The sequence below is a fragment of the Vibrio fortis genome, assembly GCF_000695685.1.
GTDB classification, from domain to species: domain Bacteria; phylum Pseudomonadota; class Gammaproteobacteria; order Enterobacterales; family Vibrionaceae; genus Vibrio; species Vibrio fortis_A.
This window is the reverse complement of record NZ_JFFR01000002.1, coordinates 410,622-425,186: the sequence shown is the minus strand read 5'-3', so window position 1 is coordinate 425,186 and position 14,565 is coordinate 410,622. Positions and strand designations below refer to the sequence as shown.

The 14,565-nt window shown below is 43.8% G+C and carries 9 protein-coding genes; 8 read left to right on the top strand and 1 reads right to left on the bottom strand.

All coding sequences use genetic code 11. The features are described from left to right. Positions 1 to 73: 73 nt before the first annotated feature. The 8 genes from VFDL14_RS20660 (at position 74) to rmf (ending at position 13,835) form a co-directional block, all read left to right on the top strand. Positions 74 to 4,918, top strand: coding sequence for an NAD-glutamate dehydrogenase (locus VFDL14_RS20660; RefSeq protein ID WP_032549117.1), 4,845 nt, complete (start codon positions 74 to 76; stop codon positions 4,916 to 4,918). 254 nt (positions 4,919 to 5,172) lie between these two features. Beyond that, positions 5,173 to 6,183, top strand: a complete 1,011-nt coding sequence (gene pyrD / locus VFDL14_RS20665; protein WP_032549116.1) for a quinone-dependent dihydroorotate dehydrogenase — start codon at positions 5,173 to 5,175, stop codon at positions 6,181 to 6,183. A gap of 196 nt (positions 6,184 to 6,379) precedes the next feature. Beyond that, a complete protein-coding gene (locus VFDL14_RS20670; protein ID WP_032549115.1) occupies positions 6,380 to 6,928 on the top strand; it encodes a cell division protein ZapC in 549 nt (182 codons plus the stop codon). Between the two features lie 496 nt (positions 6,929 to 7,424). After that, the gene (rlmKL, locus tag VFDL14_RS20675; protein ID WP_032549113.1) at positions 7,425 to 9,545 is read left to right on the top strand and encodes a bifunctional 23S rRNA (guanine(2069)-N(7))-methyltransferase RlmK/23S rRNA (guanine(2445)-N(2))-methyltransferase RlmL; all 2,121 of its coding nucleotides are present in this window, start codon (positions 7,425 to 7,427) and stop codon (positions 9,543 to 9,545) included. Positions 9,546 to 9,573: 28 nt separating this feature from the next. After that, the gene (locus VFDL14_RS20680) at positions 9,574 to 9,834 is read left to right on the top strand and encodes a glutaredoxin family protein (protein ID WP_084181796.1); all 261 of its coding nucleotides are present in this window, start codon (positions 9,574 to 9,576) and stop codon (positions 9,832 to 9,834) included. Continuing rightward, a complete protein-coding gene (locus VFDL14_RS20685) occupies positions 9,812 to 11,728 on the top strand; it encodes an ABC transporter ATP-binding protein (RefSeq protein WP_032549110.1) in 1,917 nt (638 codons plus the stop codon). Before VFDL14_RS20680 ends, VFDL14_RS20685 begins: the two co-directional genes overlap by 23 nt. Before the next feature lie 9 nt (positions 11,729 to 11,737). Then, the gene (locus VFDL14_RS20690) at positions 11,738 to 13,501 is read left to right on the top strand and encodes a DUF3466 family protein (protein WP_032549109.1); all 1,764 of its coding nucleotides are present in this window, start codon (positions 11,738 to 11,740) and stop codon (positions 13,499 to 13,501) included. 160 nt (positions 13,502 to 13,661) lie between these two features. Next, complete coding sequence (gene rmf, locus VFDL14_RS23790) at positions 13,662 to 13,835, top strand: ribosome modulation factor (RefSeq protein WP_084181794.1); 174 nt, start codon at positions 13,662 to 13,664, stop codon at positions 13,833 to 13,835. A 186-nt stretch (positions 13,836 to 14,021) separates the two neighbouring features. Here rmf and fabA read toward each other — a convergent pair whose 3' ends face one another. After that, positions 14,022 to 14,537, bottom strand: a complete 516-nt coding sequence (gene fabA / locus VFDL14_RS20700) for a bifunctional 3-hydroxydecanoyl-ACP dehydratase/trans-2-decenoyl-ACP isomerase (protein ID WP_032549106.1) — start codon at positions 14,535 to 14,537, stop codon at positions 14,022 to 14,024. Positions 14,538 to 14,565 lie beyond the last annotated feature (28 nt).

Genomic DNA, 14,565 nt, shown 5'->3' with positions numbered 1-14,565 from the left:
TAGGGCCCTGTTTTCGAGCGAGCTGAGTGATCCCCCTAATAATAAAATACAATTTTAATTGTGGAGTGTGACTATGACCGCACGTGAAACTGTGGTTCCAGTTTTGCTTGAAAAAGTGTACAAACTGATTCAAGACAAACTAGACCTTGCTCATCGACCTCTAGTAACTCAACTTGCTCAACACATGTTTAGTAATGTTTCTCACGACGACCTTATCCAGAGAAACGAATCCGATTTATATGGTGCTGTAGTTAGCTTATGGCATCACATCAATGAGAAGAAAGCCGACGATATCTCTGTGCGAGTATTCAACCCGACGGTTAGTCGCCAGGGTTGGCAATCAACGCACACGATTGTTGAAATTGTGGTGCCAGACAGCCCATTTCTTGTCGACTCGGTAAAAATGGCACTAACACGCCTTGATCTCTCTTCTCACTTAATGCTCCACAACCCAACTCAAATTCTTCGTTCAGAAAAAGGCGATGTCGTCGGTGTTAGTGCTAACGAAGGTGTTTTCCAGTCACTGTTCCACATTGAGGTTGACCGCTTAAGCAGCAAAGCTGAAATGACTCAACTGAAAGAAGAGTTACTGGCGATCTTCCGCGATACTGGTCTGGTTGTTAATGACTGGATGAAAATGGTTGAGCGACTACAAACGGTTACAGACCAAGTTGAAGCGCAAAAAGATTCTATTCCAGTTGACGAAAAACGTTTCGAAGAGACCGTTGCGTTTTTGCGTTGGCTAGGTGAGCACAATTTCACTTTCATGGGATACAAAGAGTACGACTTAGTATCTGTTGATGGCGATACAGTTTTAAAACCAACGGAAGAGCAAGGCCTTGGTTTATTCGCGAACTCAAATCGTGTTCGTGATGTAAAACTGTCTGAATTCTCTGACTCGGCAAGACTAGAAGCGAAGAAGCCTTACGTTCTTATTCTAACGAAAGGTAATACAGCGTCACGCATCCATCGTCCGGCATATACCGATTACATCGGAATTAAGAAGTTTGATGAGAATGGTAAAGTGATCGGTGAGCACCGTTTCACAGGTCTTTACACATCTGCAGTTTATAACCACACAGTAGAAACGATCCCACTCGTGCGCGAGAAGGTAGAGCGTATTCTGGAAGCAAGTGGTTACCGTGAAGGTTCATACTCTTACAAAGCACTGCATAATATTCTTGAAAACTACCCACGCGACGAACTTCTTCAAGCTCGTGAAGAAGAGTTGTTAGAAGTCGGTACTGGTGTTGTACAGATGCAAGATCGCGATCTACTGCGTCTGTTTGTTCGCAAAGACCCGTTCGGACGTTTCTTTAGCTGTATGGTGTATGTGACTAAAGACCGATACAACACTGAATTGCGTCGTCAAACTCAACGTATTCTTAAGCAGTACTTTGGTTGTGAGCAAGAAGTGGAGTTCACGACTTATTTCTCTGAAAGCCCACTGGCTAGAACGCATTACATTGTTCGTGTTGATAACAACAACATGGACGTTGACGTTAAGACAATCGAGCAGAATTTAATGGAAGTATCATCGACTTGGGATGACCGCCTATCGGAGTCAATCATTGCAAACTTTGGTGAGAGCAAGGGACTTCCTCTGTCGAAAGAGTACATGCGTGCATTCCCACGTTCATACAAAGAAGACATGATGCCAGGTTCTGCGGTTGCAGATATTGAGCGCTTGGAAGCTCTGACTGAAGAAAACAAGCTTGGCATGTTGTTCTATCGCCCACAAGAAGAGGCAGCGGACTCGAAAGCGGTTCGACTGAAGCTTTTCTACCACAGTGATGAGCCAATCCACCTTTCAGACGTTATGCCTATGTTGGAAAACTTGGGTCTGCGCGTGATTGGTGAGTCGCCTTATGAAGTTCGTAAGACCAATGGCGTTACATACTGGATCCTTGATTTCTCAATGCTGCATAAGAGCGAAGAGACGATTGATCTTCGTGAAGCGCGTGATCTTTTCCAACAAGCATTCGCAGCTATTTGGGCAGGTGAGCTTGAGAGTGATGGTTTCAACCGCCTAGTACTGGGTGCTGGTCTATCAGGCCGTGAAATCTCTATTCTTCGTGCGTATGCTCGTTACATGCGTCAAGTCGGCTTCCCATTCAGTCAACAATACATTGAAGAAACACTGTCGCATTACCCTGAACTTGCAAAAGGTCTGGTTAAGCTGTTTGCCAAGCGTTTTGATCCTAAACACAAAGGCAGTGCGAAAGGTCAACAAGATCTTATCAACACAATCACTGAGCAGTTAGATCATGTAGAGAGCTTGGATGATGATCGTATCATTCGTCGTTACATGGAAATGATCAGTGCAACGCTTCGAACTAACTACTACCAAGTAGACGAGAACAAACAAGCAAAACCATGGCTAGCACTTAAGATGAAGCCAAGCGAGATTCCAGATATCCCGGCACCAGTTCCGGCATTTGAGATCTTCGTTTACGCACCAGACATTGAAGGTGTTCACCTACGTGGCGGTAAAGTGGCTCGTGGTGGTCTTCGTTGGTCAGATCGTCAAGAAGATTTCCGTACCGAGATTCTTGGTCTAGTTAAAGCGCAACAAGTTAAGAACACTGTGATTGTTCCTGTTGGTGCGAAAGGTGGTTTCGTATGTAAGCGTCAACACACGATGACTGGCCGTGACGAAATCTTTGCTGAAGGGCAACGTTGTTACAAACGCTTTATTCGCGCACTACTGGATGTATCCGATAACATCATTGAAGGTGAAGTTATTCCACCTAAGAGTGTTGTTCGTCACGACGAAGATGATCCGTACTTGGTTGTTGCTGCAGATAAAGGTACCGCAACCTTCTCAGATTTAGCGAACTCAGTATCTGCTGAATACAACTTCTGGCTAGGTGATGCATTCGCATCGGGTGGCTCTAACGGTTACGACCACAAAGCGATGGGTATCACTGCAAAAGGTGGTTGGGAATCGGTTAAGCGTCACTTCCGTGAAATGGGTATCGACTGTCAAACCACAGACTTCACTGCAATTGGTGTTGGTGACATGGCGGGTGACGTATTTGGTAACGGTATGCTGCTATCTAAGCACATTCGTCTGCAAGCTGCGTTTAACCACATGCACATCTTCATCGACCCGAATCCAGAATCTGCGAGCAGCTGGGAAGAGCGTAATCGCTTATTCAATCTACCACGTTCTAGCTGGGAAGATTACAACAAAGAGCTGATTTCTAAGGGTGGCGGTATTTTCTCTCGTCGTTCTAAGTCAATTGCTCTGACACCTGAAATCCAAAAGATGCTTGGTACTAAGAAAGCATCGTTAGCGCCAAATGATTTGATCAAGATGATCTTGTCTATGAAGGTAGATCTACTTTGGAATGGCGGTATCGGTACTTATGTGAAATCTTCAAATGAGACTCATACTGATGTAGGTGACCGTGCAAACGACGTGTTACGTATCGATGGCCGTGACCTACAAGCGAAAGTTGTTGGTGAAGGCGGTAACTTAGGTATGACTCAACTGGGTCGTATTGAGTATGGTCTAGCTGGTGGTCGCGTAAATACTGACTTTGTTGATAACGTTGGTGGTGTTGATTGCTCGGATAACGAAGTAAACATTAAGATCTTCTTGAATGGCCTAGTGTCCAATGGTGATCTAACAGTTAAGCAGCGTAACCAAGTGCTTGAGTCGATGGAAGATGAAGTCGGTGAGATTGTACTGGATGATGCTTACTGCCAAGCTGAGTCTATCTCTGTAACCGAGCACCAAGGTGTAAGCTTAGTGAAAGAGCAAATTCGCTTTATTCACACTATGGAGAAAGCAGGTTACCTAGATCGTGGTCTAGAGTATATTCCAGATGATGAGACACTGCTTGAGCGTGAGAAGCAGGGTAACGCACTAACACGTCCTGAACTATCTGTACTTATTGCATACGCGAAGATGGTACTGAAAGAAGATCTTGTTTGTGATGAGATTGCGAACGATGAGTTCCATGCGCAACAATTGATCCAGTACTTCCCAACTGAGTTACGCCGTAACTATGTGCAACACATGGATAGCCATCCGCTACGCGCTGAGATCATTGCAACAGCACTGGCTAACCAAATGGTTAACGAAATGGGCTGTAACTTCGTGACTCGTCTTCAAGAAGAGACGGGTGCAGACATCGTTGATATCGCAAATGCTTACACAGCATCACGTGAGATCTACGGTTTTGGTGATGTGCTTAAGCGTATTCGTGCACTGGATAACGTGGCTTCGTCTGACGCGCAATACGATCTTATCTTCAATGTTCGTCGTGCGATGCGTCGTATCAGCCGTTGGTTGTTAAGAAACCGTCCTGGCAAACAGTCTGTGACTGCACTGATTGAGCTATACCGCGAAGATGTGAATGCGATTACTAAGGTTCTTGATGAAACGCTAGTCGCTGCAGAAGTAGAAGAGCACAACTCAGTTGCTAAGGTTTGGATAGAGCAAGGTGTTGAAGAAGAGCTAGCAAACTCGGTAGCGCGTTTGTCTAGCCTGTACTCAGCACTGGATATATCCACAGTAGCTCGTGAAACGGGTAAAACTGTTGAACAAGCGTCTAAACTGTACTTTAACCTTGGTGACCGTCTGTCACTGCACTGGTTCTTGAAACAGATCAACAGCCAAGCAGTAGATAATAACTGGCAAGCACTGGCTCGTGCTGCATTCCGTGAAGATCTTGATTGGCAGCAACGTCAACTAACCGGCCAAGTTCTAACATGTGGCTGTGCGGCGGACCTTGATGTGATTAAGGCACTGGATGATTGGATGGAAAGTAATGCAGTATCACTGCATCGCTGGGAAAGCATCCTAAACGAGTTTAAAGTCGGCTCAGTTCATGAGTTTGCTAAGTTCTCAGTAGCTTTACGTGAACTTATGCTTCTTAATCTAAACTGTATGTCGAAAGACCAATAAGGTTTAGGGAACTAAGTACCAATATGAAGTGGCAGCCGAGCGGGGCTGCCATTTTTTATGCGTCAAAATAGGGCGAGATTGTTAATTACTTTAAGTTCCAAGTAGATAGACGATAACGTTTGCCTAATTATTGACGAACTTTGTTAAGAATTCGAATTATCTTACCCTTACTGGTAGTAATAGATTGAATTGTTGGGTAAATAAGTAAATAATATCGCCCCGTTTACACGGGGCTTTTTTCTATCGGAGGCACAATGCTTTACCGTCTAGCCAGAACTGGCTTTTTCCAACTTGATGCCGAAAAGGCACATGATCTTGCAATTCAAAACTTCAAGCGTTTCACTGGCACTCCTGTCGATCTGCTTTACCGTCAACAGTTACCGCATCGTCCTGTAGAGGTGATGGGGCTAACGTTTAAAAACCCAGTTGGTCTTGCTGCTGGCTTAGATAAGAACGGCGAGTGTATTGATGCATTCGGTGCAATGGGCTTCGGCTTTGTTGAAGTAGGTACTGTTACTCCACGCCCTCAAGCGGGTAATGACAAACCTCGTCTTTTCCGTCTTGTTGAAGCGGAAGGCATTATCAACCGTATGGGTTTCAACAACCTTGGTGTCGATAACCTAATCGAGAATGTTAAGAGATCAAACTACGATGGCATTCTTGGTATCAACATCGGTAAGAACAAAGATACTCCAATTGAGAAGGGCGCTGAAGATTACCTAATCTGTATGGAAAAGGTTTATCAGTACGCAGGCTATATTGCTGTAAACATCTCTTCACCAAATACTCCGGGACTTCGTTCTCTACAATACGGTGAAGCACTAGATGAGCTTTTGGCTGAGCTAAAAACTAAGCAAGCTGAGTTAGAACAGAAACACGGTAAGTATGTCCCTCTTGCACTGAAGATCGCACCGGATCTAAGTGATGATGAAATCAGCCAAATCTGTGAATCATTGATCAAAAATAAGATCGATGGTGTGATCGCAACCAACACAACACTGGATCGTTCAATCGTTGAAGGTATGAAGCATGCTGACGAAGCTGGTGGTCTAAGTGGTCGTCCAGTTCAATCTCGCAGCACTGAAGTTGTTCGTAAGCTTCACGAGGAACTAGGTGATAAGCTTCCTATCATTGGGGTAGGCGGTGTTGACTCTTATGTAGCAGCAAAAGAGAAAATGATGGCTGGTGCTAAACTTGTTCAAGTTTACTCAGGTTTCATTTACAAAGGTCCAAGCCTAGTGAGTGATATTGTTAAAAACCTATAATGCTAACGACGATCTTGAACGTCACGTTATAGGTTGATAGATATCACTAAAAGATACACTGTAACTCGCTGAGTTTTAGAGAAAAGAGGAATTTCATTTCCTCTTTTTTTTTGCCTATTGCTCAGTAAAATTACTGCATTGAAGGGTAATTTTGCGTTTTACCTAATGGAATGCTTCAACAGTGTGAGACGAAACGATGCTTAAACCTAGTGATACATGGAGTTGGTACTACGATGAACAGCAATGTTCATTAATGCTAAATCTGGGGGAGGATATGATTTTCAAAACTAACCTCGTCCGTAACAAGCTGGTGGATTGTGCATTTAAAGAGAACGAATTCACTGTTGATGATGCTTCTTCGTACCAGACCTTCAAAGAACAGATCTCCGGGCTAGAGCTTTCTGAGCCGCGTCAAGCAGAACTGGCACTATACTGTGTTGCTGCAAAGCGCTTCCATAAACCTGTTCAGCCGAAAAGTTGGTTTTTTGAGTCTCAGATTCAAGGCCATGAATGCCCAGAAGAGGGCGACATTGTGCGTATGAACAACCAATACAGTTTAGGTTACTTCATTGTGCTAGAGGTTGGAGAGAACGCGAGTTTATGTGCTTCAGTAGACCTTGATGAATTCAATCTAACCTCATCAAAAGCACTTCAGTTTGGTGACTCCATTAAAGTGATGCACGATAGAATGGTAGACGCAAATGCTATCCTGCATCATCACCGCCACATAGCGATGGTAGGTTAGTCAAAAACAACGCTCTCACACTCAAGAAAATCGACCTCAGGGTCGATTTTTTTATACCTGAAATTCAGTAATCCAACCAAATCACTCATAGATAATTTGTCTATGAGGCGCTTTTTTACACAACCAAAGCTTATTTTTTCAACTTAATTTCAACACATCTTTGACCCGATTTCTTGAAATAGGCCTATAAAATTCCCTGTTTAAGTGGTTTTGTAATCGAGTTACACCCCTGTTTTTCATTTGGTATATACCAAATTGTGGCGGAATAATAATTCAAAAACCTATATTCGAGTGAATATTTAGTGCATAGAGTCTGTTATAAGGTTGTTTTTTGAGCGCAAGGTATATGTTGGCTTAGAGAGTTAGCGACTGCTTCGCTCAGTGAACATTTGCTGAGCAATTAGGTGGAAGAATCAATGAAAAGATGTGTTTAGAGTGACGCTTATTGACTCAAATAAGGTATAATCGAGCTCATTTTTATCAATAAAAGAACACTATGAATCAATATCTAGCGGTTACCTCAAACGGCCTTGAGAATTTATTAGTTGAAGAACTAACCCAACTAGGGATTACAAACGCAAAACCTGTTCAAGCAGGTGTTAAATTCAAAGCGACGAATGAGCAGATTTATCGTTGTTGTTTGTGGAGTCGTTTGGCTTCAAGATTTGTACGTGTGCTTTCTGAGTTCACCTGTCAAGATGACATGGACCTGTACCTTTCTACGACGGCAGTAAACTGGGTAAATCAATTCCACAGCTCTAAGCGTTTTGTGGTTGATTTCAACGGTACTAACCGTGAGATTCGTAACAGCCAATATGGTGCGATGAAGGTTAAAGATGCGGTTGTCGATTGCTTCGAAAAGAAATCTTTACCTCGTCCAAATATCAGCAAAGAGAACCCAGATATCCGTATCCATGTTCGTCTGCATCGTGATAAAGCGATCTTAGGCGTGGATATGGTCGGTAGCGGTCTTCACCAACGTGGCTATCGTCCAGAATCTGGTCGTGCACCTCTACGTGAGACTTTAGCTGCAGCAATCCTGCTACGTAGTGGTTGGGATGCGACAAAACCATTCTTAGATCCAATGTGTGGTTCGGGTACGTTAGTTATTGAAGCGGCAATGATGGCAGCAAACATGGCGCCAGGCGTTAAACGTCAGAAGTGGGGCTTCCAAGCTCTGGAAGACTTTGATGCTGAGCTATGGGCGGAAATCAAATCAGAAGCCAATGTTCAAGCGCGTCGCGGTTTGAAAAAAGTAGAGTGCAAGTTCTACGGCTATGATAACGACGCACGTGTTTTGAAAACAGCGCGTGATAACGCGCGCCGTGCTGGCGTTGATGACTTAATCGAATTCGAACTGGGTGATGCGGCGCTAGTGAAACGTCCTGCTGAGTTTGATAACGGTGTTATTGTATCGAACCCACCATATGGTGAGCGTCTAGGTACAGAACCGGGCCTTATCGCACTGTACACAGCATTTGGTGCTCAATTGAAAACAGAGTTTGGCGGTTGCAATGCGTCAATCTTCTCTAGCTCTGATGAACTGCTAAGCTGCCTACGTATGCGTGCTGACAAACAGTTCAAATTGAACAATGGTGCGTTACCGTGTCACCAAAAGAACTACTCAATCTCTGACCGCCCTATGTCAGAGCGTCCTTCTGAGCAGCAAGAACAACAAATCGCCCCAGATTTTGCTAACCGTTTGAAAAAGAACATTGGCAAAATTGGTAAATGGGCTAAGAAAGAGCAACTTGACTGCTACCGTATCTACGACGCAGACCTTCCAGAATACAACGTCGCTATCGACGTTTATCCGGGTCACCTTGTGATTCAAGAGTATGCAGCACCGAAGAACGTTCCTGAAGAGAAGGCGAAACGCCGTCTAACAGACATCATTCGCGCATCTATTCAGGTAACAGGCGTAGAAGCGAACAATGTCGTTCTTAAAGTGCGTCAGAAGCAGAAAGGGTCTTCTCAATATCAGAAGTTATCTCAAGACTCTTCGAATCTAGAAGTAAACGAATATGGCGTGAAGCTGATCGTAAACCTTCATGATTACCTAGACACGGGTCTGTTCTTGGACCACAAATTAACACGTCGACGCATTGGTGAGATGGCAGCGGGTAAAGATTTCTTGAACCTGTTCGCTTACACCGGCTCTGCAACAGTTCATGCTGCGGTTGGTGGTGCTCGCACGACTAAGACTGTCGATATGTCGAATACCTACCTAGAGTGGGCAAAAGAAAACATGGAGCTTAACGGTCGAGTAGGCCGCCAACACCAATTTGTTCAAGCTGATTGTCTACAATGGCTAGCAAAAGAGAATGGTAACTACGATCTTATCTTTATCGATCCACCAACGTTCTCTAACTCTAAGCGTATGGAGCAGACATTCGATGTACAGCGTGACCATCTTCAGTTGATGGAGAATCTAAAACGCATTCTTCGTGAAGAAGGTACGATTGTGTTCTCGAACAACAAACGTCACTTTAAAATGGACCTAGAAGGCCTAGAGGCGTTAGGCCTTAAAGCACAGAACATTTCTGGTAAGACATTGCCTCTAGATTTCGCACGTAATAAGCACATCCATAACTGTTGGGTTATTACTCACAAGTAATGTGTTGTACACGAATAAGGATAGATAAGTGCTGACACTATACAGTACTGAAGGATGCCATCTATGTGAGATGGCATTTGAACTTACGGAACAGTTAAACATTAGCCAGCACGTTCAAGTGGTTGATATTGCGTTTGATGATGAGCTATTTTCCCGTTACGGGGTCACTATTCCCGTACTCAAATACGAAAGCTCCGACGGCAATATTAGTACAGAACTGAACTGGCCCTTTGGCTTGTTAGAATTAAACGATTGGTTAAGAAAGAATGGCATTACTTACAATTCATAATGGTCAGTTAGCATTTGGTGATCACCCATTATTAGATCGTGCAGACTTCGCTCTGCAAGAAAATGAGCGTGTTTGTTTGGTAGGCCGTAATGGCGCTGGTAAGTCAACCTTAATGAAGGTCCTTGCTGGCGAGATCATTATGGATGACGGTAAGATGCAAGTGACACAAGATGTTGTTGTATCGCGCTTGGAGCAAGATCCTCCTCGTAATGAAGAGGGAACGGTTTATGAGTATGTTTCTGGTGGCTTAGCGGAAATTGGTAAGAAGCTAAAGATCTACCATGATCTATTGGATCTTATTGCGGAAGATCCAAGTGAGAAGAATATTAACCGTTTAGCTCGTGTTCAAGAAGAGCTGGATCATGCGAACGCATGGCGCTTTGATGATCGCGTTAACAATGTTCTTGGGGCTTTGAAACTGTCTCCAAACACTAAGTTAACCGATTTGTCAGGTGGCTGGCAGCGTAAAGCGGCTCTGGCTCGTGCGCTTGTATGTGACCCTGACGTATTACTTCTTGATGAGCCGACTAACCACCTAGACGTAACAACGATTGAGTGGCTAGAAGGTTTCTTAAAGGACTTCCGTGGTTCTATCATCTTTATCTCTCACGACCGTGCGTTCATTAAATCAATGGCTACTCGTATTGTTGATTTAGATCGTGGGCAATTGAGCTCATTCCCTGGTGATTACGACAACTACCTTGTAGAGAAAGAAGAAGCGCTTCGCGTCGAAGAGATGCAAAACGCTGAGTTCGACAAAAAGCTTGCTCAAGAAGAAGTCTGGATTCGTCAAGGCATTAAGGCTCGTCGTACTCGTAACGAAGGGCGCGTACGTGCACTTAAAAAGCTCCGTGAAGAGCGTAAGAATCGCCGTGAAGTGCAGGGTAAGGCCGTTATTCAAATCGATGATGCACAGCGTTCAGGTAAGATTGTATTCGAAGCAGAGAACCTGAACTTTGGTTTTGAAGGCAAAGAGATCGTGAAAGATTTCAGCTTCAACATTATGCGTGGTGACCGCATTGCACTGATTGGTCCTAACGGTTGTGGTAAGAGTACAGTACTTAAGCTTCTATTAGACCAGCTTAAGCCTGATTCTGGTCGTCTGCATTGTGGTACTAAACTCGAAGTGGCTTACTTCGACCAATACCGTGAGATTTTAGATCCAGAGAAGTCGGTTATTGATAACCTTGCTGACGGTAAGCAGGAAGTGATGGTCGGTGGTCGTGAACGACACGCTCTGAGCTACTTACAAGATTTCTTATTCTCACCTAAACGTGCACGCACGCCGGTTAAAGCTCTCTCTGGTGGTGAGAAGAACCGACTGTTGCTTGCTCGTATTTTTCTCAAATCGAACAACTTGTTGATTCTTGATGAACCAACTAACGATTTAGATATCGAAACTTTGGAACTTTTAGAGGATTTGCTTGCCAACTATCAGGGGACGCTTCTTTTAGTAAGCCACGACCGTCAGTTCGTAGATAACACGGTTATGACAAGCTGGATCTTTGAGGGAAACGGCGTTATTGAAGAATTTGTTGGTGGCTATCACGACGCTCAACAACAACGAGCGCAAGTTCTTCAGTCGCGTCAGGTTGAAAAGCCATCAAAGAAAGCAAAAGTAGTTGAGGAAACTCCCAAAACTGCGCCAGCTAAGGCTAAACCTAAGAAGTTATCGTATAAGCTACAGCGAGAGCTTGAAGCGTTACCTATGCGTTTAGAGGAATTGGAAGCCCAAATTGAAACTCTTCAGGAAGAAGTGAATGAACCTAACTTCTTCTCAAATCCTGTAGAGCAGACACAACCAGTTTTAGATAAGCTATCTGCTGTAGAGCAGGAGCTAGAAGTTGCTTTTGAGCGTTGGGAAGAGCTCGAGGCACTACAACAGGAAAGTTAAGAAGTAATAATGAGTAGTACGAATTTTAAGTTAACGACAATTGCAGCCTTAGTATTGGCTGCGACGAACGCTAACGCTGCCTTATACCAAGTCGTTGAGGTAGAGAAACCTGCAGCGATTACGAACGCAACTGAAACTTTCGGTGTTGCTATTCAACCTGGTAGTGCGACGGATGGGTCTAATGAGCTTGCTATGGGTTGTTTCGATTCTAACGCGACAAACTGTACAACCGGTTCGTTTAAGTTAGCGGGCGAAACACGTAATACGGTTGAAGGTGTTAGTTATCGTGAAGAAGTGCCTTTTGCGATGGATGCTGCGTTTCAATATATCCAAGAGTTTAACGACTTTGAGAACTACTGTTATCGCGAATTGAGATATTCAACTTGTGAAAGTTGGGCAGTACAACGTTGGAATACTTGGAGCGATGAAATCAATGACCTAACGAAGGTCAATGCACAAGCGTTTATTGAGGGTGCAACGTCAAGTATTAATCAATACAATTCAGTGATCAATGCTTTAGATACTACAGCTCAGCCCCTTGGTGTTGCTTCTGAGGGTGACACTAACGGTGATGATAGTATTCGAAATAAAGCTATTACCACTGTAGCCTTAACATCAGACTCTGAATCACGAGCTTGGGGAGCATTAACTCTCTCGGAAGGTACCATATTGAACTTCGGTAGTATTTCTGAGAAAGGTGCAGGAACAAGTACGTCAAGTACCACTTTTAGCTCTAAAGCCTCATTATGGAATGCTTCGGTGAATAACCAAATAGCATGGAGTAATAACGATGATTACCCATCACAGACAGGCGATTACTTTGCTCAAGGTAGTATGCGTGGCCTAGTTGAAGTTGGTAATAAACTTTATGGTGTAGGATACAATACCGTTGATGGAAGCGGTGATCTGCAAGATCTAAACGCAAGCGTTTTTGTTAGTAATGATCTAGATTTTTCATCTTCAATCGACCTTTCGACAGTAACTTGGACTACAACATCAGTATCTGGAGCCGAGGTGAAGTCAGGTTCATCGAGTGATGATGCTATATTTAGCAACTCGGTCGTGTCTGATATTAATAAAAATCTATTTGCTGTTGGATATGCCAAGCGCAATGGTTATGTGCCAGAAAATGGTAGTGCTGCGAACAAGGCGTTCATCGTAGAGGATGCTTCAAGTGCAACTCCTACTGCTACATTTTTATCAGGTAGTATTTTCTTTACTGGTGCAGGCAGCGAAGCTAAGTCGGTTAATAAGTATAATGAGTTTGTAGGTCAAGTTGATGCTGATACAACTCGTGAAGTTGATGGAAGCGAACGTCGCCATAGAGGCTTTATTTACCCGTATCAAGCAACTGGTACTGAAGCGTCAAGAATTGCATTATTCGATAACAAAGCTTGGTGGTTAGACGACCTGACCAACGGCGCTAATGCTGATGGTCAAGATTTCTCAGACGAGAATAACTTTTTCCGTGTTATCGATGCGTCAGATATTAACGATGCTGGGGTGATTTCTGCTACTGCTATCAAATGTACAGTGAATGGTGTAGCACAACAGTACGATACTACGTCGCATAACTCATACTGTGGAAATGCATCATCTGATGCGGTAGAAGAAGTTGTAGCTGTGAAGCTAGTACCAATCTCTGGTGCGACGTCTGCTGATATACAAGCGCGTGGAACTGATTCTCAAAATGTTGAACGTCAAGGTGCAGGCCTTGGTATTTTCGCTTTGACACTGCTTGGTTTCCTCGGGTTCCGTAGAAAATTTAAATAATTTTAGCTCTTGAGCCCAAGTTCACAGTTCTGAACTTGGGCTTTTTTTCGCCTTGAGAAAAGTAGGATCTTGGTTAATTCTTAAAGTTGGAGTCACAGAAACTCCACGATGTTGTAATCATTATATGTTTAGAAATGGACACCCGTATGAGGACTGCACTATGAAGAGACAAAAGCGTGATCGCCTAGAACGAGCACAATCTCAAGGCTACAAGGCTGGTTTAAATGGAAGGTCGCAAGAAGCTTGCCCGTATAGCCAAATGGATTCTCGGTCGTATTGGCTAGGTGGTTGGCGTGATGCCAAAGATGACAAACAAGCAGGTCTCTATAAGTAATAGGACAAACGTCAAGGATTTCAAAGGCTCCGATTTTCGGGGCCTTGTTATTTTTGGGAACGAGAAGCTGGTGGAGGGGACAATTTTAATGATTACAGCAAATAATCAACCATTTAAATGCACTATAACTAATATGTTTGGCGCAAAAGAAAAGCTGCAGTTAGCAGCTTTATCTTTAGAATTCTTTTAGAAAGAAGATGTATCTTGGAAAAGGCCAACTTTTAGGTCTTTTGCAACGTAGATTTCTTTACCATCTACAAGAACGCGACCATCTGCTAAGCCCATTACTAGCTTACGGTTAACGACACGTTTCATGTGGATCTCGTACGTTACTTTTTTCGCAGTTGGTAGGATCTGACCAGTGAATTTCACTTCACCTACACCTAGAGCACGGCCTTTACCTTCGCCGCCAACCCAGCCTAGGAAGAAGCCAACTAGTTGCCACATTGCGTCTAGACCCAGACAACCAGGCATTACAGGGTCACCCGGGAAGTGACAATCAAAGAACCATAGGTCTGGAGTAATATCTAACTCAGCAAGGATTAGACCTTTACCAAAATCACCCTCAGTTTCTGACATCTTAGTGATGCGATCCATCATCAACATGTTTGGTGCTGGAAGTTGAGGGCCTTGTGGCCATAGTTCGCCTTGGCTTGAAGCTAGAAGCTCTTCGCGAGTGTAAGAATCACGTTTGTTTTGCATTATCAATTTACTCCAATTTTTGATAGGT